Origin of the sequence: Mesorhizobium sp. M0140 (assembly GCF_040322475.1) — a bacterium.
Classification (GTDB): domain Bacteria; phylum Pseudomonadota; class Alphaproteobacteria; order Rhizobiales; family Rhizobiaceae; genus Mesorhizobium.
The window spans coordinates 22831-41561 of the sequence record NZ_JAMYTM010000019.1; the positions used below are offsets into that span (position 1 = coordinate 22831).

The window sequence follows — 18731 nt, forward strand, 5'->3', positions numbered from 1 at the left end:
GGGATGAGAGGCCGTCCCGCCTGGCGTTGCCGCCTGCCGATTGAAGGACATGCCACCGAGGAGTGCATGAAATCAAAGGCTTGAGGCATCCGACAGGGGCGCCACGAGCAGTGAGAGTTTGGCCTCCCTTCACCTGGAAGGGCGCCCTGCAGCTTTGTTTCGCTCTATACTTCGCAAAAGGCGATTTCGGCCTTAGTCATCCGCCCGACATTGTTGCTGATTAAAATTGTGGCAGCACGTGCCAACTGCCATGATTTCGCCGCATGCCTGACATTTTACCTGTCTTCTCAAACCGTTAGGTGATCACGGCAGATTTCGGAACGTCGCCATCTTTTGTTCGCTCTAAGGGAACTGAAGGGGTACACGGCCATTGTTTTGCGACGTATCAACCGGTACGAATAAAATGATGCAGTGCACAATAAACAGCGTGGCGGAGTAACTGGGGTGACCCTTCTGCAAATCTACTGGCGAGCTCTCGGTTATCTGGCCGCAGACAGGAAACGCGTTGCGTTGATCTGTTCGGCCAACGTGGCTCTCGCCATCGTAGCGCTTCTCGAGCCGATTATGTTCGGTCGCGTCATCGGCGCCATCTCCGAGCGTGGCTCTGTCTTCACCACGCTGGTCATGTGGGCCGGTCTCGGCGCCTTCAACATCGTTGCTTTCGTCATGGTGGCGCGCGGCGCTGACCGCTTCGCCCATGCTCGGCGCAGCGAAGTGCTGTGCCAGTCCTTCGAGCGTGTGATCACCATGCCGCTCGCCTGGCACCATCAGCACGGCACCTCCAATGCGCTGCACACGATGCTGCGCGCCGTCGAAACCCTGTTCAGCCTTTGGCTCGAATTCATGCGCCAGCATCTGTCCACGGCTGTCGCCCTCGTGCTGCTGGTTCCGACCGCGATCAGCATGGACCTGCGCATGTCGCTGGTGCTGCTTGGCCTCGGGCTGCTTTATGTCGGCATCGGCCGGATGGTCATGCGCCGCACCAAGGCGGGCCAGGCTGCGGTCGAGCGTCACTACCACAAGGTGTTCGCGCATGTGACCGACTCGGTCAGCAACGTTGCGGTGCTGCAGAGCTACAATCGCCTCGGCCACGAGGCCGATACGCTGCGCCGCTACGTCAAGAACCTGCTCGACGCGCAGAACCCCGTGCTCGACTGGTGGGCGCTGGCCAATGCCTTGCACCGTCTGTCATCGGCAATCTCGATGCTGATCGTGTTGTCGATCGGCTCCTATCTTGTGACTCGTGGTCAGTTGGGTGTCGGCGACGTCATTGCCTTCACCGGTTTTGCCACGATGTTGATCGCTCGCCTCGACCAGATGTCGGCTTTCGCCAACCAGATTTCCGAGGCCCGTGCCAAGCTCGAGGATTTCTACCATCTCGAGGACTCCGCGGCTGATGCCGCCGAGCCGGACGGCCTACGCGATCTTGCCAACGTTACCGGCCATGTCCGCTTCGAGAATGTCGGCTTCGAATTTGCCAATTCCGGCCAAGGCATCGACGACGTGTCCTTCGAGGTGCAGGCGGGCCAGACCGTCGCCATTGTGGGCCCGACGGGCGCCGGCAAGACCACGCTCATCAACCTGCTGCAGCGTGTCTTCTCGCCGTCCCATGGCCGTATCCTGATCGACGGCATCGACACCCGTACCGTGACCCGCAAGTCGGTGCGCCATTCGATCGCCACCGTGTTCCAGGATGCCGGGCTGCTCAACCGCTCGATCGAGGACAACATCCGTGTTGGCCGCGCCGATGCAAGCAATGACGAGATTCATGCCGCCGCCAATGCGGCTGCCGCACAGGACTTCATCCTGTCCAAGAGCAATGGCTACGACACGGTGGTTGGCGAACGTGGCGGCCAGCTGTCGGGCGGCGAACGTCAGCGCATCGCCATTGCCCGCGCCGTGTTGAAGGACGCACCGATCCTGGTGCTCGACGAGGCGACCAGCGCGCTCGACGTCGAGACCGAGGACCGCGTCAAGGAAGCGATCGACGAACTGCGCCGCGACCGCACCACCTTCATCATCGCCCACCGCCTGACCACCGTTCGCGACGCCGATCTGGTCGTGTTCATGGACAAGGGCAGGGTGGTCGAGATGGGCGGCTTCACCGAGCTGTCGCTGCGCAATGGCCGCTTTGCCAGCCTGTTGCGCGCCGGCGGCCTGCTCAACGACGAGGAAGTCCGCCGCCTCAGCCGCACCGTACAGCAACAGCAGGAAGCAGCCGCCTGAGCTTCTTTCTCCGACCTCCCCTTGTGGGAGGTCGGACCATAGGTCCAGGTGAGAGTACAGGCACGGCCGCCCCAATTGCGTCTGCGACACCACGCTCGATTGCCCCGAACGCCGCGGCGGTTTATGTAGAAACGCATGAGCGACACGACTTCACGCCTGACCGGCTGGATGGATCTCGCCAACCCGACGCGCTTCGTCGGGCTGGCGGACAAGGTCGTGCCGTGGCTGGCCACGATCGCCACACTCATCCTCGCCGTCGGGCTCTATATGAGCTTCGCCGCGCCTGAGGATTTCCAGCAGGGCATAACCGTCCGCATCATGTACATCCACGTGCCTTTCGCCTGGCTGGCCATGATGTGCTACACGCTGATGGCGGTCTCGGCGCTGGGCACGCTTGTCTGGCGGCACCCGCTGGCAGATGTCGCGCTGAAATCCGCAGCCCCCATCGGCGCCGTCTTCACCGCGCTGGCGCTGATCACCGGTTCGATCTGGGGTAAGCCGATGTGGGGCACCTGGTGGGTCTGGGATGCGCGTCTGACCTCGGTCTTCGTGCTGTTCCTGATGTATCTCGGCATCATCGCGCTGACCCGCGCACTCGACGACGCAAGCCGCGCCGCCTGGGCCGCCGCCATCATCACGCTGGTCGGCTTCATCAACATCCCGATCATCAAATTCTCGGTCGACTGGTGGAACACGCTGCATCAGCCGGCCTCGGTGTTCCGCATGGGCGGCTCGACCATCGATCCCAGCCTGCTATGGCCGCTACTGGTGATGGCGCTCGGCTTCACCGTGCTGTTCTTCGCGCTGCACCTGATGGCGATGCGCACCGAAATCCGCCGCCGCCGGGTGATTGCCACGCGCAGGGTTGCGGCACGGCAGGCCGAGCGGTCCGCCAACTGACGCGCGTCGACTGTAATTTTCGCTTTCGCCAACGTCTATCTCTGAGCAGTGAGTGGGGCGCTGAAGCTGCTGATCTCCCCACTTGAGGGGGAGATGGCCGGCAGGCCAGAGGGGGCGCTGTCCCGCCGGCGTGCTGAAGATACTGCGGCGTTTCGCTGGCCTTGACGATGACCCTCACCCCATCCTTCCCCGCGCCGCCACGGGCAACGTTTCCAGCACCGTGTCGCCGTCGACCAGATTGACCTCGTTGAACAGGTTTGTGACGACGCAGCAATGGTCGGGCACGACACGCACGCGCTCGCCGATGCGCAGCTTGCCGTCGCCCGAAAGCGTGACGGTGCCGTGCTCCTCGCTCAGGCCCGTCACCCGCGCTCCCGACACGCCGAGCAACTCGCCAAAATCGGCGAGACCCAGCGTATCGCTGGACAGCGCCTTGCTCCCGGCATCGAGGATAGCGCGCGTCGCTGTGGGATGGCTGACCACCGTCGACAGCACCGTCAGCGCGCAGTCGTCGAGGCCGCCGACGCCTTTGGCGACCTGATAGCGGTCGAGATAGATGTAGGTGCCTGGACGATACTCCGTGACAACAGATGTATCGCTGGAGCGCCACATATCCGGCGTGCCGCCGCTGGAGATGCGTTCGCAGGCGAGGCCCGACGCGGCAAGTGCCTGCTTGGCCTCGGTGAGCCAGGCTTCGGCCTCCGCTGCCCGCCCGGCGGCCGGGTAGGTCATCAGTCCGCCGAAGGCGAGGCCGCCGGCTCTGTCGATCTGTCTTGCCAGCGCGACCGCTTCATCAGCCGACTGCACGCCGCAGCGGCCCATGCCGGTGTCGCATTCGACCAGCACCTGCAAGCGATGACCGGCATCGGTGAAGGTGGTTGCCAGCCCTTCGAGCGTCTCCATGCTGTCCGCTGTCACCGACAGGGTGACGCGCCCGTGCAGCCCCAGAAGCCGCTCCAGCTTGGCGCGCCCAAGGATGTTGTAGGGAAGAAAAATATCGGTCAGCCCGGCATCCGCCATCACCTCGGCCTCGCCAATCTTCTGGCAGGTGATGCCGACGGCGCCGGCCGCCACCTGCTTCTTCGCCCAGTAGGGCAATTTGTGCGTCTTGATATGCGGCCTGAGCTTCAGCCCGTTCTTGTCGGCATGCGCCTGGGCGCGGGCAATGTTGGCTTCCGCGCGCGTGGTGTCGATCAGGATGGATGGCGTATCGAGATCGTGAACGGTCGGCATCATCTTTCACCCCATGAGGAATCCGCGGGTTTTATGGCCCTGAAAATCCGTGATGTCACGCGGCCAGCGAAGCGGATTTGTGGTCCATGCGCCTAAGCGCAACGCCGGACAGGCGGCGAGATGGATCGACACCGCATCGACGTTCGGCTATGCGATTTGCCAGACAAATCGATACGAAGGGGTCATGATCATGAAGCGCTCCGCCATCAACGACATCATCCGCGAAGCCGACGCTTTCATCCGCTCGTTCGGCTACATCATGCCGCCCTTCGCCTATTGGTCGCCGCAGGAGGCGAAGGCGCGTCAGGTCGACTCGTCGGCCGTATTCACCTCGCGGCTTGGCTGGGACATCACCGATTACGGGCAAGAGAAATTCAGGGAACTCGGCCTGTTCCTGTTCACCGTTCGCAACGGCCGCTACGAGGACATGAAGAAGGGCATGGGCATGCTCTATGCCGAAAAGATCATGATCTCGCGCAAGGACCAGCTGTCGCCGATGCACCGCCACAACATCAAGGCCGAGGACATCATCAACCGTGGCGGCGGCAAGCTGGTGCTGGAACTGTTCATGCATGACCGCGACGGCGGCATCGATCCCAAGGCCGAGGTCTCGGTGCCGGTCGACGGAACCATCCACAGGCTGCCTGCGGGTGGGCTCCTGAAGCTCGACCCGGGCCAGAGCGTCACGCTGCTGCCCGGCGTCTGGCATGCCTTCTGGGCCGAGGGCAAGGACGTGCTGATCGGCGAGGTCTCGACCGTCAATGACGATCTCACCGACAATGTGTTTCGCGAACCGATCGGCCGTTTTTCCAACATCGACGAAGACGTTGCCCCGATCCACCTGCTGGTGTCCGACTATGAGAAGTGGCTGGGGTAGGGGGCGCCGCCCCATGCCTTCGGTGACGCCAGCCCCACGATCGAAAGCGGGTTAGCCGGTAGCGCCTACCTACTGCGATCCTTGTTCGACCGATCCTGCCGCTTCGTCCTTGAAGACGACCTTTGTGCCTTTTTGCACTTCGGAGGCGAGGTCTTCGGCATCCCAGTTGGTCAGCCTGATGCAACCATGCGAGAAGGTCTTTCCGATCTTGCCTGGGTCCGGCGCCCCGTGAATGCCATAACTATCGATGGACAAATCGATCCAGACCGATCCCACCGGATTGTTTGGTCCGGCAGCGATCGTGAAGGGGCGCTTGGTCTTCACCCCCTTGAAGGCAAACTCTGGATCGTAGTGATAGGTTGGGTGGCGCACCACGCGTTTGACCTCTGCCTCGCCACTCGGCGCGGGCTTCTCCTGGCTCCCGATCGAGGCGGGGTACGTCGCAAGCACTTTGCCGGAAGGGTCGAGCACGCGAACCTGGCGAGCGCTCTTGTCGACCTCGACGTTCCCAATGTCTTGCGGCGGATCACCTCGGGCGACAGCTGGCACCAGCAGCTTTTGCCCCGCCTTTCTGAAGCCGATGCCGGGATTGAGCCGTTCAAGCAGCTGCTCGCTGATGTGGAAGCGCTCCGCCATCTTTTCCAAGGCATTGTGATAGGCGAGCCGGGGCAGGCGGGCCATCCTCTCCATGCGCGCCGGAATTCGCCTGGTGAACGGTCCACGCACATCCTTGCGCGTCAACTCGTAGGTCTCAAGCGCGGGGCGCGAGGATGTCGCGACCAGCTTGTCCCATGTCTCGCGGGTAAGCTTGCCGTCGGCAGGCAATCCGTTGGCCGCTTGAAACGCACTGACTGCCCGGGTGAAGTTCTCTGCTTGGCGGCCGTCGATCAGGCCTGGCGAGAAGCGTGCACGATCCAGGAGGATTTGCGCCTTCAGCACGGTCACACTGACGCCTTTCGCTTCGCTGCCGTCAAATTGGGCGTTGTTGACGGTGGCCGCGTCCAGTTTTGCCGCCGCCGTTGCATCGCATGCCATGACGAGCATGGCGGCCGCGGCAAGAACGAGCCTGATCATGGAGGTCACACTCCTGTATGAGCACCTGCTTCTATGACGTCGCACGGCCGATCTGGTTCCATTTCCCTGCATCTGAGTCCGGCTGCCGAGTGCCGATGCGCCGCAGCGAACCCGGACCAGGAGCACCCGGCGGTGGCGCGGGTGCATTGTTGATAAGGGTCCGCCATCATCAAGATGGATGGCGACTCTCGTCAGCGCCTGTGTTGGCAATGGGCCAAGGTCCCATTGAGCGCCTGTTTTCATAGGCTCAGTGACCGAGGAGAGCCAGGATGACATTTCCTGCCCAGAAGGACAGAAGACCGGCTCAACCAGCCGAGGATGAGCGCCAGGCACGGCTGGAGAAAACAGCCAGGCTCAAGCAGCTTCGGTCCTATGCTTCCTGGCTTTCGTCTGACCCAAACGCCCAGCTTCACGATGAGATAGACTGCTCCGTGCTGATCGACGAAGGCGTGGAACGACGCGGCATGGAGCCTTGGCTGATCGGCAGGTGACACGACCGGGCGGCGAGGTTTCCACCGCCAACGACGATCGGCCGACAATTTGTTTGGCGAGCCGATCGGCCGCAACAGTGGCGACAGGCTGACTTCGCGTCAGTGACAGCAGCCTTGCTGCGCGCTCGTCCTGCACAGGCAGGACGAGGTGATCGGCACATCCGCCTTGGCCATCGCCGCGGCAAGGCTTGTCTGCAATATCGGCAATTCATCAGTCTCGCCGCGCCGTTTCAGGCATTCTACCAGCCCGTGCAGTGCCCAGACATTGTTCGGATGTTGGGCGCAGCGCTGCACCGTGCCGCTCAGGCCCAGGTCGTCGCGATAGACCTGTTCTGCTTCTTGCGCGTTGCTCTGGTCGAGAAGCAGCGCCGCCAGCGCATGGCGCGGCGGGTGCATCCAGGCCCACGGTTCGGTGTAGGACAAATTGTCGTCAAGCTCGACCGCCTGCCGCAAATGGCCATAGGCCTCGTCATGCCGGCCCTGGTGGTACGCCAGCTCGCCGTCGAGCAGAGGGACACCGACAGCCAGCGAAGCCTGCGCCGGGTTGCTGAGGAAGCGCCGCTCGGGCGCAATACCTTTCAGATGCCGATGGAACTCTTCGCGCTCGCGCTCGGCCTCAGCAAATTGCCCAAGCGTCGCATGCGCGACGCCCTTGGCGTAGTGCTGCATGGCCGCCGTCAGCACATAGAGGCCGGGCTCCGCGGTTACAGGCTCGTCGATGATCTCCTGCCAGCGGCCGAAGCGCACTTGCACATGCGATTTCATCGCATGGTAGCCTTCCACCGTCTGCGTGAGCTTGGGCCGGCCCTGGATGGCGACCACCTCGCGCGTGACCAGGCTGCGCACTCTGTCGGCGGCCCACAGTGCAGGCCGGTACTGGCCCGACAACATGCAGGTAAACATCATCAGGTGCAGATCGTGGCAGCAGCCCAGCAAATAGTAGGTCGGCTCGTCCGCATAGGCCAGATAGAGGTCGTTGGCGCGCACCGCCTTTTCGCTGGCACGTTTGGCTTTCTCATACTCGCCGCACAGCACATAGATGTGCCCCGGCATGTGGTTCATATGTCCGGCATCGGGGCACATCTCGCCGAGCAGATCCGCCGAGCGCATGCCGCGCTCCGGCATGGTGGACATTTCCAGGAGATGAATGTGCAGGTGGACGATCGCCGGATGTTGTGCCGCGCCGGCTTCATCGGCAAGCCGGATCGACCGCTCGCAGACATCGAGCGCCTCGACGACATCGGAATTCGGAGCCGGCGCGCCGGTCTTGAGGTTCCACAGCCGCCGCACCGTGCGCATCATCAGCGCTTCGACCAGCAGTGCCATCACATCATGGTCGTCGGGAAAGTCGCTGTACACAAGCCGCATCGCGGCGGCATAGGCGTCACCCCACCGTTCGAATTCCTCGGGGCTCACCCGGTGCGGCTTCTGGAAGCGGGCGGCCAACGCCTCGATCAGCCGCTTCTCGATTTCGTTGGCGGCAACCGCATTGGCCCGCGCAAGCTGGACATGCTCGAAGCAGCGCTTGGCCGCGCTGCCGGCCTCGGCCTCGCCATGCTCCTTCCAGGTCAGATTGTAGAAAGGTCCGGCGGCATAGGCGATGCCCCAATGAACCATCGGACAGTCAGGATCCGTCTCCAGCGCCTTCTGAAAACACTTGATGCCTTCCTCATGGTTGAAGCCGTAGCACCAGTTGAGGCCGATATCGAACCAACGCTGGGTTTCTGCCGAGCGAGTGGAGATGGGGCGGCGGTAGGTGCCGAGGTCGAAGCGGTCCATGTCTTCCATTCAAGTTTGGGCTGTTGTTCTAGATATTGCCACCACTGCTAGCTGGTCCTTAAGCGGCGCTTCATTTTTGCCAGCCGGCTAGCTCTGGCAGGTCGTCGAGCCAACTTTTTTCCGTCATCAAGACATCGCCGGGCTGCGGGTCAGTGGCGTTTTGAATGAGCCAGTCCATCCACTTCCGATAGGCAGCCGGGTCCAACTGAGGCGGCAACACCTTGGCCTTGGCCAGCATGCGTTTGCGGAAACTCACCTGCCTGCGGAGTTTGGTCGTCGTGAATTTGATGGCCTTGCCCTGGTATTCGACCGTCCAGCGCTCATCGCCATGGCTGGTCAGCCTGTCGATGGCGAAACCGACGTCCACCGGCCTATCCCGCCACGGAAGCTCGATGGCATTCTTCCTCAGATCGAGTGCCCATCGCCTGTAGTCGGTTCCGGCACGCTGGGGCGGCAGCACCCCAGCCTGTTCGAGTATCTTCCTGCGGAAGGTCGGCTGCTTCTTGAGCTGGCCTGTCGTCAGCTCGACGCGATGCCCACGGAATTCGACATGCCATCGGATCCTCCCATTGCCGAAATACTTCACCAGCCTGTCGATGACGAACTCGTCATCGGAGAGCGTCAAGCAGCCCTCCTTGATGCTTTCGAAAATGTACTGGCTGTCAGTGAGCATGACGCGGCATTGTGCTGGAACCTTCATGAAGCTTAGCGAGTAGCACGCGCCGGCGGCAACGATCTTTTTCGCTCCGGGAATCTCGACCGGCTCAATTGCGGGCAACTGCGGGTAGCGCCCGTAAAAGCCCGGTACTGTGCGTAACTGACATAGCGATGCAGATGAAAACGATGCCAAATTGGCGTGCTAAATCATCGGTTTGCTTGTGGGATTTTGGCTGGGGAACCTGGATTCGAACCAGGACTAACGGAGTCAGAGTCCGTGGGTCTACCGTTAACCTATTCCCCAGCAGGCGCGGTCATGAACCGTGCGGGCCGAGCGGGCAAGCCGCTGTGAGCGCTGCCTTGTAGCCGCCAGCGGAAAATAGTCAAGCCTGCTCTGTGGTTCAATGGCAGGTTTCGTCAGGTGATTTCAGACACCACTCTTCAGATGCCGGCGCGCGGCCCCCAGTCCAATCCCGCGCCTCAAGGCTCCGTCCGGCTGAACTGCGAGCGTTCGAAGAACAGCACCACCCCCAGGCCCAGAATCAGCGGGATGATCAGGTAGAACAGCCGGAACACCAGCAGCGCCGCCAGCACGCCGACCGGATCCATGTCCGACAGGCCGGCGAGAAACACCACCTCGAACACGCCGAGCCCGCCCGGCGCATGCGAGATCTGTGCGATCGAGAAGGAGACGAGGAAGACGCCGAGAATGACGAAATAACCGGGATTGTGGGCTGCTGGCAGGGCAAAGAAGATGATCGCGGCGGCGGCCAGCAGTTCGATCGGGCCGATCAGCAACTGCCGGGCGACGATCGGCAGCGCCGGATAGTGGAGCTGAAAGCTGGCGATCTTCAGCGGGCGCAGATGCAGCCAGCTGCCGAAGACATAGGCGGCGACGAGCAGCAGCATCGCGATACCGGCCGCTTCCGACAGGCCATGATGAGCGATGCCGGAAAACCGGTCGAGTACCTCTGGCTCGAACACCAGAACGAGGCCAGAGGCGAGAATCGTCGATAGCACGAAGGTGATCCAGCAGATCGCCACCAGCACGCCGACATCCTGACCGGTCAGGCCTCTGGTGCCGTAGGCGCGATAGCGGATGACGGCGCCGGAAAACACCGAACCGCCAATGTTGTGCGACAGCGCATAGGTCGTGAAGGAGCACAGCGTGACGAACAGCCACGACACGCGCTTGCCGATATGCAGGAGCGCGATGTGGTCGTAGCCGGCAAGCGAGGCATAGGCGATGACCGAACACAGCGCGGCAAGGACCCAACCCCGGGTCGGAATGGCCGTGATACCGTCCCAGACGTCGTCGAGTGAAACGCCGCGCAGTTCGTGCCAGAGCAGCAGCAGCGAGAAGATCACGGCGGCGATGCCGACAACCGGCCAGAAATAGCGTCTCCAGTTCATTGCCTGCCAATTCATTGCCTGACTGCCATGCGTTGCGGGTCCGCTTCCTTTTCCGTGGCTGGTGGGAGGCCGGCTTGCCGGATTCTTCCGCTCATTTCAGAAATGCCTCATCGAAGCCGGCTATTCAACCGCGAACCCTTGTCGCAGCGGCGGCCGGCAAGATTTGTCCGTCGTGAGCGGCCGAAAGAGATGCCGGCAGGCGTAGCGCCGGCATCTGCGGCGTGCGGGTTCATTACGCGGCCGCACCGGAACGGCGGTTTGCGGCCTGCCGGCAAAATTCGGCACGCGGCTCTTGGTGATCGGGCGCGGCGCTGTTAGTCTGGCGGCAACTTAAAACACTGAAGCGCCTGCTGCGTCCATCATAGGTTCGCGCGGCGCCGGAAGGAACGACAGTGGAAGACCACGACACCGGCGCCGGCGCGCCGGAGGTGGGCGTGTCCAGCGCTTCCCAGGGGTCGGCTGGCCCGGGGAACGCAAGCTGGCAGCAACGCCGCCCGACGGAGCTCCGCTCCGCGGACGGGCAGGCGGGCGACGCACCCCACAAAGGCAAGCCCAAGAAGCGGCGCAAGCGAAGGCGCGGGCGCAAGGTTTTTGCGCGCGACGAAGCACGTCCCACGGAGAATCGATCGCCGGCGCCGGGCAAAACCGGTGTCCCGGCGGCGGAGTCCCACAGACCGGCGGAATCGGTGGCCTCGCCCGCCGCTGTAGTGCCACGGCCGGAACAGAGCGCCCGTCGGCCGCCGGTCCAGGAGCTTCCGGTGTTTGCGGCTCTTGACCTCGGCACCAACAATTGCCGGCTGCTGGTCGCCGTGCCGACGCGGCATGGCCAGTTCCGCGTCATCGACGCTTTTTCTCGCATCGTCCGGCTGGGCGAGGGGCTCACCGCCAATGGCCGGCTCGGCCAGCCGGCGATGGACCGCGCGGTCGAGGCGCTGAAAATCTGCGGCGACAAATTGCGCAACCGCAAAATCAGGAAAGCCCGGCTGATCGCCACCGAGGCCTGCCGCACGGCCGAAAACGGCGTCGAGTTCATCGACCGTGTCGAACGCGAGGCCGGCCTGAAGCTTGAGATCATCGACCGCCAGACCGAGGCGCGGCTGGCGGTGTCCGGCTGCGGCTCGCTGGTCGAGCGGGACACCCAAGGCGTCGTCCTGTTCGATATTGGCGGTGGTTCGTCGGAAATCGCGCTCATCGATCTCGCAGGCCGCCGTTCGCCAAGGCTGGCCAATCATATCGTGTCGTGGACGTCGCTGCCGGTCGGCGTCGTCTCGCTGGCTGAGCGCTTTGGCGGCCGCACGGTGACGCGCGAGATCTTCGCCGCCATGGTCGACGATGTTGCCGGCCGGCTGGCCAGCTTCGACGGTCGCGATCGGCTGAGCCATCTCAAGGCCAGCCCGAATTTCCATCTGCTGGGTACGTCAGGCACGGTGACGACGCTGGCCGGTGTCCACCTTGAACTCGAGCGCTATGATCGCCGCCGTGTCGACGGGCTGTGGATGGACCGCGACAGCGTCGACCGCATGGTCGAAAGACTGGTTGGCTGGGATTTCCAGCAGCGCTGCGCCAACCCTTGCATCGGTGCCGATCGCGCCGATCTGGTGCTGGCCGGCTGTGCTATCCTCGAAGCGATCCGCGCCGTGTGGCCGTCCGAGCGGCTGCGAGTCGCCGATCGTGGCCTGCGCGAAGGTATTTTGAGCGAGCTGATGGCCGATGATGGCGTCTGGCGCAACGATGGGCGTGGCAGAGCGTGAGCCCGAACCGAAGAAATAAGCAATGACCAAGAAACCGGAAAAACCAGGATCAGCCAGCATTCGCGTGCTGAAGACGCGGATCAAGAAGAAGAGCGGGCTGAAGGAATCGTCGCGCCGCTGGCTGCAGCGCCACATCAACGATCCCTATGTCCAGCGCTCCAAGGCTGACGGCTATCGCTCGCGCGCGGCCTACAAGCTGATCGAGATCGACGACAAGCACCATCTGCTGAAACCCGGTATGAAGGTCATCGACCTCGGCGCCGCCCCCGGCGGCTGGTGCCAGGTCGCGGCAGCGCGGACGAAATCGACGGCCGACAAGCCGCATGTCATCGGCATCGATTATCTCGAAATGGACGCCGTGCCCGGCGCCCCGGTGCTGTTGATGGATTTCCTCGATCCGCTGGCGCCGCAAAAGCTGGCCGAGGCGCTGGGTGGGGATCCGGACATCGTGCTGTCCGACATGGCGGCACCGACCACCGGCCACAAGCGGACCGACCATATTCGCACCATGCATCTGTGCGAGGTGGCAGCCGATTTTGCGCTGTCGGTGCTGAAGCCGGGCGGGCATTTCCTCGCCAAGACTTTCCAGGGCGGCGCCGAAAACGAGTTGCTCTCCATGCTCAAGAAGAACTTCCGCTCCGTGCATCACGTCAAGCCGCCGGCGTCGCGGGATGAATCGGTCGAGCTCTATTTGCTGGCCAAGGATTTTAAAGGGCGAGAGGCCGGTCCGCCGCCAGGCGGATCGGAACGTCCAGTGGACGTTCCGAAGGACTCGAGCGCCCGGAGCCATAGCGAAGGGCCGGAGGACGACGAGACGTAAAGCCAGCCGCATCAGTTGCCGGGCGGGCTCACCGTTTCCAGCGTCTTGGGCACGGTCAGCCGGCCATGGCCCGAGATGGCGTTTCCGGCATCGGGCGCCAGCCGCATGAACGACAGGGACGCGGCGGCGGAAATCGCCGCGACGACGAAGAACGCGGTGTGGAAATCCGCCAGTGTCAATGACCTGTCGTTCAGGCTCGTCGATACTTCCAGGATTCCGCCGGCCAGCGCCACGCCGAGCGCGACCGACAACTGCTGGAACACCGCTGTAATCGGCGTCGCCTTGCTGGTGTCTTCAGCCGAAACCTCGGCATAGGCGAGCGCATTGACGCCAGTGAAGAACATCGAGCGGATGAAGCCGCCGACGAGCAGCATGGCCAGCATCAAGAGATAGGGTGTGTCGGGTGTGAACAGGCCGTTGATGGCGATCGAGGCGGCGGCGACCAGCGAACCGACAACCAGAACGCGGCGGAAGCCGGCGACGCGGAAGATCAGCGCGGTGACGAATTTCATGCCGATGGCGCCGATTGCAGAGACGAAGGTGATCATGCCGGACTGGAACGGCGTCAGCCCAAAGCCGATCTGGAACATCAGCGGCAGCAGGAACGGCACAGCACCAATGCCGATGCGGAACAGCCCGCCGCCAAGCACCGAGGAGCGGAACACCTGGTTGTGGAACAATTCGAGCGCCAGCAGCGGGTTTTTGGCGTGGCGCGCATGCAGCAGATAGAGCGCGCCCGATACGAGGCCGACCGCTACGGTGAGGACACCGACGATTGGCGGCAGATAGGGCAAGCTGACCACCGACAGGCCGAACACCACGCCGGATGCCGCCAGCCCGCTCAGCACGAAGCCGATGAAATCAAGTGGTGGGGTCTGCGCGGGTTCGGTCTCCGGCAGGAAACGCGTCGCCAGCCAGATGCCGATCAGACCGATCGGCACATTGATCAGGAAAATCCAGTGCCAGGTGAAGTAGGTGGTGATGAAGCCGCCGACCGGCGGGCCCACCAGCGGTCCGACCAGCGCCGGAACGGTCAGCCAGGACATCGCCGCGACGAGTTCGCTTTTCGGTGTCGCGCGCACCAGCACCAGCCGCCCGACCGGCGTCATCATGGCGCCGCCGATGCCTTGCAGGAAGCGCGACACCACGAAAGCCGGCAGTGAACCGGAGAGGGCGCAGGCGATCGACCCGACGATGAAGACCGCGATCGCGGCGCGAAAGATATTCTTGGCGCCGAAACGGTCTGCCATCCAGCCGCTGATCGGAATGAAGATCGCCAGCGATACCAGATAGGCAGTCAGCGCCAGCTTGAGCGCGATCGGGCTGGTGTGGATGTCGACGGCGATCGCCGGCAGCGATGTCGCGATGACGGTCGAATCCATGTTTTCCATGAAAAGGGCGACCGCCAGTATAAGCGGAATGGTGCGGTTCAAGGAACGCGTCCAGACTTGAATGTTGCGTTGCCGGTTGCATGTCGGCCTTGAGGCGGGCGGTTACCATGCCTTCGCCGGCATGTCGCATTAATTTGCTGTCACTTTTGTGCGACCGGCAACCACAGGTCGCATCCCTTCGCCGAAAAGTCACCTTTCCGGGAGCGTGAAATCATCGGCTTTTCATCGGCGCCCGGACGTGGTACCAGCCAGCGCCAATCCTGAAAGGGAAGAAACGAGTCGGCGCTGTCCATTCCGGTCCAGCGCTTTTTTGTATTCCCCCACCGCGTTTTATATTCAAGGGACTGGCTATGGCAAAAATCATCGAAACGTCCACCGGCGCATTGGCGCTGACCTTTGACGACGTGCTGCTACAGCCCGGTCATTCCGAGGTCATGCCCGGCGAAACCGATGTCCGCACCCGCATCGCCGGCGACATCGACCTCAACGTGCCGATCCTCTCGGCGGCGATGGACACCGTCACCGAGGCGCGGCTCGCCATCGCCATGGCCCAAGCCGGCGGCATTGGCGTCATCCACCGTAATTTCTCGCCGGCCGAACAGGCCGAGCAGGTGCGGCAGGTCAAGAAATTCGAATCCGGCATGGTGGTCAATCCCGTCACCATCGGCCCCGACGCGACGCTCGCCGACGCGCTTGGCCTGATGCGCAGCTATTCGATCTCGGGCATTCCGGTGGTGGAGAACGGCGGCAGCGGCGGCCACAAGATCGGACGGCTGGTCGGTATCCTGACCAATCGCGACGTGCGCTTTGCGTCCGATCCGGCGCAGAAGGTCCATGAGCTGATGACCCGTGACAACCTGATCACAGTCAAGGAGAACGTCGACCAGGACGAGGCCAAGCGGCTTCTGCATCAGCACCGCATCGAAAAGCTGGTGGTCGTCGACAGGCAGGGCAATTGCGTCGGATTGATCACCGTCAAGGACATCGAGAAGTCGCAGCTCAACCCGCACGCCAGCAAGGACTCGCAGGGCCGCTTGCGTGCCGCCGCCGCCACCAGCGTTGGCGATGACGGTTTCGAACGCGCCGAGCGCCTCATCGATGCCGGCGTCGACCTTCTGGTGATCGACACCGCGCATGGCCACTCGCAGCGCGTGCTGGACGCGGTGACGCGCGCCAAGAAGCTCTCCAACTCGGTTCGCATCCTGGCCGGCAACGTCGCCACCGCCGCGGGCACGCAGGCGCTGATCGACGCCGGTGCCGACGCCGTCAAGGTCGGCATCGGTCCGGGTTCCATCTGCACCACCCGCATCGTTGCCGGCGTCGGCGTGCCGCAGCTTTCCGCCATCATGTCGGCTGTCGAGACGGCGCACAAATCCGGCGTCTCGGTGATCGCCGATGGCGGCATCAAATATTCCGGCGATCTTGCCAAGGCGCTGGCCGCCGGCGCCAGTGCCGCCATGATCGGCTCGCTGCTGGCTGGAACCGACGAAAGCCCTGGCGAGGTCTATCTGCACCAGGGCCGCTCCTTCAAGGCCTATCGCGGCATGGGCTCGGTCGGCGCCATGGCCCGTGGCTCGGCCGATCGCTACTTCCAGGCCGAGGTGCGCGACACGCTGAAACTGGTCCCGGAAGGCATCGAAGGGCAGGTTCCCTACAAAGGACCTGTGTCCGGCGTGCTGCACCAGCTTGCGGGCGGCTTGAAAGCCGCTATGGGTTATGTTGGTGGCCGTGATCTTGCCGATTTCCGCGAGCGCGCCACTTTTGTGCGCATATCCAATGCCGGACTTCGTGAAAGCCACGCCCATGACGTCACGATTACCCGCGAAAGCCCGAACTATCCCGGCGGAGCCTGACCAGTACGAGCTCGGGCGGAACCTGACGGCAACGATCCTGCGGCTATCGCGCCACGCAGGCGCGCTCTGTTTCCTGTCAGGGGTGGTTTTCATCGCCATGACGGCGCTGGAATTCTTCTATTTCCGCCAGTTGAGCGGCGGCTTGCCGTCACTCGACATGCGCATTTTAGGGTTTACGCCGGACGAAGGCATGGCCTGGCTGACGGCGCTCGGCCGGCGCGGCGGCGAGATCATTCTCGTCTGGCATTATCTGACCTTCGATCTGTTGTTCCCGGCGCTGTTGTCGGTCACGCTGGTCAGCCTCATCCTGGCCACCGGCCGGCGATTGAAGGCTTTCCGCGTGCTGCCGGCGCAGCTGCAGTCGATTTTCGCGTTGGTCCTGGTGCTTCCCTACACGCTTGCACATTACGTTCAGAACTTTGCGGTGGCGCGGCTTCTGTCCGATTTCCTGTCGGCCAACCCGGACTCGCTGTCTTTCGCCTCGGCGCTCACCGTCACCAAATTCGCGCTTTTCGCCATACCGGTGATCGTCATTGCGGCCTTCTGGCTTGCAGGCCAGAAACGCCAGGCCTGATGCCGCACGCGAAGCCCAACCGGGCAGGGGGCACTTGATGAACCAGACCACGATCTTCTGGCCCGTTCTCGCGCATGTGCTGCTGATCTACATCGTATACTGCGTCCTGGGTCGCCGCAGATACGGCGCAGTCAGGTCAGGCGAGGCGAAACCCGGTCAGTTCAAGGTGCGTTCGACCGAGCCGGCCTCCAGCGTCACCGTTGCCGCCAATCTCACCAACCAGTTCGAACTGCCGGTGCTGTTCTATGTGCTGTGCCTGACGCTGCACCTGACCAACGGCGTCAACTATCTGACCCTGGCGCTGATGTGGATTTTCGTCGCGTCGCGCTATTTCCATGCCTGGGTTCACCTGACCAGCAACAATCTGCTGCTGCGCAGCCGGTCATTCTTCGTCAGTGCGGTGATTCTTCTGCTGGGATGGATCTGGTTCGCGCTGCACCTGCTCGGCGCGGTCTGAGCAGAGCAGCTCTCCCTTCCCCATTTGCGGGAGAAGGAAAGAACGCTCGTCTACAGATCGAACACCGCTATCTTGCGTTTGTCGAACTTGATGCCGATCTCGCCGCGCACCAGCTTGAGCGCGGCCTCGCCGAACACCGCGCGGCGCCAACCCTGCAGGGCCGGTACGTCGGCCTCCTCGCCCTCGGCGGCGATACGGTCGATGTCGTCGCTGGAGGCCAGCACCTTCGAGGCGACGCCTTCCTTTTCGGCGACGATCCGCAGCAGCACCTTCAACAGTTCCGCCGCGGCGCTCGAGCCCTCGGGCGGCTGGAAACTCTTCGGCAATTTCGGCATCTGCTCCTTGGGCAAGGCAAGTGCGGTGTTGACCGCGCCGAGCAGCGCCGTTGCCGTCGACGAGCGCTCCCAGCCCTTCGGTGTCGTGCGCAGCTTGCCGAGGGCTGCCGTGTCGCGCGGCGCCTGCTGCGCCACCTCGTAGATCGCGTCGTCCTTGAGCACGCGGCCGCGCGGGACGTCGCGTTCGCGCGCCTCGCGCTCACGCCACGCCGCAACGCCCTGCACGATCGCCAATTCCTGCGGTTTGCGCAGCCGCATCTTCAGCCGCTTCCAGGCGTCCTCGGGATGCGGATCATAGGTTTCGCGTGAGGTCAGCACCTCCATCTCCTCGTTGAGCCAATGGGCGCGGTTTTCCCGCTCCAATTCGGCGCTGAGGTGCTGATAGACCTCGATGAGATGCGTGACGTCGGCCAGCGCGTAGTCGAGCTGCTTGTCGGAAAGCGGCCGGTGGCGCCAGTCGGTGAAGCGCGACGACTTGTCGAGCCGCGCGCCGGTAATGCGCTGCACGAGCTGATCGTAGGAAACACTGTCACCGAAGCCGCAGACCATCGCCGCCACTTGCGTGTCGAACACCGGATGCGGAACCAGATCGCCGAGGTGGACGATGATTTCGATGTCCTGCCGCGCGGCGTGGAAGACTTTGACCACCGCTTCATTGGCCATCAGCCTGAAGAACGGCTTCAGGTCGATATCGGGCGACAGGGGATCGATGAGTGCTGTCACGCCGGGTGCAGCCATCTGGATCAGGCACAGGATCGGCCAAAAGGTCGTTTCCCGAATGAATTCGGTGTCGACGGTGACGAAATCCGACTTTTCGAAAGCGGCGAGAACGGTCTCGAGTTCTTTCTGGGTGGTGATGACGTTCATCAAATCGCTTTTGACAGGAGTAAGGTCTTCCTA

16 protein-coding genes and 1 tRNA gene are annotated in these 18731 nt (G+C 63.1%); 9 read left to right on the top strand and 8 right to left on the bottom strand.

From position 1 onward, the window contains the following. Positions 1–444: 444 nt before the first annotated feature. Both NKJ37_RS19360 and NKJ37_RS19365 read left to right on the top strand, forming a co-directional pair. Positions 445–2226, top strand: coding sequence for a glucan ABC transporter ATP-binding protein/ permease (locus NKJ37_RS19360; RefSeq protein WP_352442518.1), 1782 nt, complete (start codon positions 445–447; stop codon positions 2224–2226). A 135-nt stretch (positions 2227–2361) separates the two neighbouring features. Beyond that, positions 2362–3126, top strand: a complete 765-nt coding sequence (locus NKJ37_RS19365) for a heme ABC transporter permease (protein ID WP_023810180.1) — start codon at positions 2362–2364, stop codon at positions 3124–3126. A gap of 174 nt (positions 3127–3300) precedes the next feature. Here the strand turns inward: NKJ37_RS19365 and NKJ37_RS19370 are convergent, their stop codons facing one another. Then, a complete protein-coding gene (locus NKJ37_RS19370; protein ID WP_023810181.1) occupies positions 3301–4359 on the bottom strand; it encodes a D-TA family PLP-dependent enzyme in 1059 nt (352 codons plus the stop codon). A 190-nt stretch (positions 4360–4549) separates the two neighbouring features. Here NKJ37_RS19370 and NKJ37_RS19375 point away from each other — a divergent pair, with 190 nt between their 5' ends. Continuing rightward, a complete protein-coding gene (locus tag NKJ37_RS19375) occupies positions 4550–5236 on the top strand; it encodes a D-lyxose/D-mannose family sugar isomerase (protein WP_013532294.1) in 687 nt (228 codons plus the stop codon). A 69-nt stretch (positions 5237–5305) separates the two neighbouring features. Here the strand turns inward: NKJ37_RS19375 and NKJ37_RS19380 are convergent, their stop codons facing one another. After that, the gene (locus tag NKJ37_RS19380; RefSeq protein WP_023810182.1) at positions 5306–6310 is read right to left on the bottom strand and encodes a L,D-transpeptidase family protein; all 1005 of its coding nucleotides are present in this window, start codon (positions 6308–6310) and stop codon (positions 5306–5308) included. Between the two features lie 269 nt (positions 6311–6579). On the opposite strand from NKJ37_RS19380, the gene NKJ37_RS19385 reads away from it, so the two are divergent. Next, positions 6580–6801: a hypothetical protein gene (locus tag NKJ37_RS19385; protein ID WP_023810183.1), complete on the top strand. Its 222-nt coding sequence runs from the start codon at positions 6580–6582 to the stop codon at positions 6799–6801. 99 nt (positions 6802–6900) lie between these two features. On the opposite strand, the gene NKJ37_RS19390 is transcribed toward NKJ37_RS19385, so the two are convergent. From NKJ37_RS19390 to NKJ37_RS19405, 4 genes are all read right to left on the bottom strand, one after another. Beyond that, positions 6901–8580 carry a hypothetical protein gene (locus NKJ37_RS19390; protein ID WP_352774696.1) on the bottom strand — a complete coding sequence of 560 codons (1680 nt, stop codon included), beginning with the start codon at positions 8578–8580 and terminating at the stop codon, positions 6901–6903. Positions 8581–8650: 70 nt separating this feature from the next. Further along, a complete protein-coding gene (locus tag NKJ37_RS19395; RefSeq protein ID WP_023810185.1) occupies positions 8651–9253 on the bottom strand; it encodes a hypothetical protein in 603 nt (200 codons plus the stop codon). Positions 9254–9467: 214 nt separating this feature from the next. Next, positions 9468–9541, bottom strand: a tRNA-Gln gene (locus tag NKJ37_RS19400). Positions 9542–9717: 176 nt separating this feature from the next. Beyond that, entirely contained in the window at positions 9718–10650 is a 933-nt protein-coding gene (locus NKJ37_RS19405; RefSeq protein WP_023810186.1) for a lysylphosphatidylglycerol synthase domain-containing protein, read from the bottom strand. Positions 10651–11042: 392 nt separating this feature from the next. On the opposite strand from NKJ37_RS19405, the gene NKJ37_RS19410 reads away from it, so the two are divergent. Together NKJ37_RS19410 and NKJ37_RS19415 are read left to right on the top strand one after the other, a co-directional pair. Further along, positions 11043–12401, top strand: coding sequence for a Ppx/GppA phosphatase family protein (locus NKJ37_RS19410; protein WP_352442520.1), 1359 nt, complete (start codon positions 11043–11045; stop codon positions 12399–12401). A gap of 22 nt (positions 12402–12423) precedes the next feature. Beyond that, the gene (locus tag NKJ37_RS19415; RefSeq protein WP_352442521.1) at positions 12424–13221 is read left to right on the top strand and encodes an RlmE family RNA methyltransferase; all 798 of its coding nucleotides are present in this window, start codon (positions 12424–12426) and stop codon (positions 13219–13221) included. Between the two features lie 11 nt (positions 13222–13232). Here NKJ37_RS19415 and NKJ37_RS19420 read toward each other — a convergent pair whose 3' ends face one another. Beyond that, the gene (locus NKJ37_RS19420; RefSeq protein WP_352442523.1) at positions 13233–14654 is read right to left on the bottom strand and encodes an MFS transporter; all 1422 of its coding nucleotides are present in this window, start codon (positions 14652–14654) and stop codon (positions 13233–13235) included. A 308-nt stretch (positions 14655–14962) separates the two neighbouring features. Here NKJ37_RS19420 and guaB point away from each other — a divergent pair, with 308 nt between their 5' ends. The 3 genes from guaB to NKJ37_RS19435 are packed head-to-tail and all read left to right on the top strand — an operon-like array spanning position 14963 to position 17496. After that, positions 14963–16465 (top strand): IMP dehydrogenase, encoded by a 1503-nt coding sequence (guaB, locus tag NKJ37_RS19425; RefSeq protein ID WP_023810190.1) that lies wholly within the window; start codon positions 14963–14965, stop codon positions 16463–16465. Further along, complete coding sequence (locus NKJ37_RS19430) at positions 16416–17039, top strand: hypothetical protein (RefSeq protein ID WP_352774699.1); 624 nt, start codon at positions 16416–16418, stop codon at positions 17037–17039. The genes guaB and NKJ37_RS19430 overlap by 50 nt, the downstream gene beginning before the upstream one ends. A 37-nt stretch (positions 17040–17076) precedes the next feature. Further along, positions 17077–17496, top strand: coding sequence for an MAPEG family protein (locus NKJ37_RS19435; protein ID WP_127288888.1), 420 nt, complete (start codon positions 17077–17079; stop codon positions 17494–17496). A gap of 50 nt (positions 17497–17546) precedes the next feature. On the opposite strand, the gene rnd is transcribed toward NKJ37_RS19435, so the two are convergent. Beyond that, positions 17547–18698, bottom strand: a complete 1152-nt coding sequence (gene rnd / locus NKJ37_RS19440; protein WP_023810193.1) for a ribonuclease D — start codon at positions 18696–18698, stop codon at positions 17547–17549. Positions 18699–18731 lie beyond the last annotated feature (33 nt).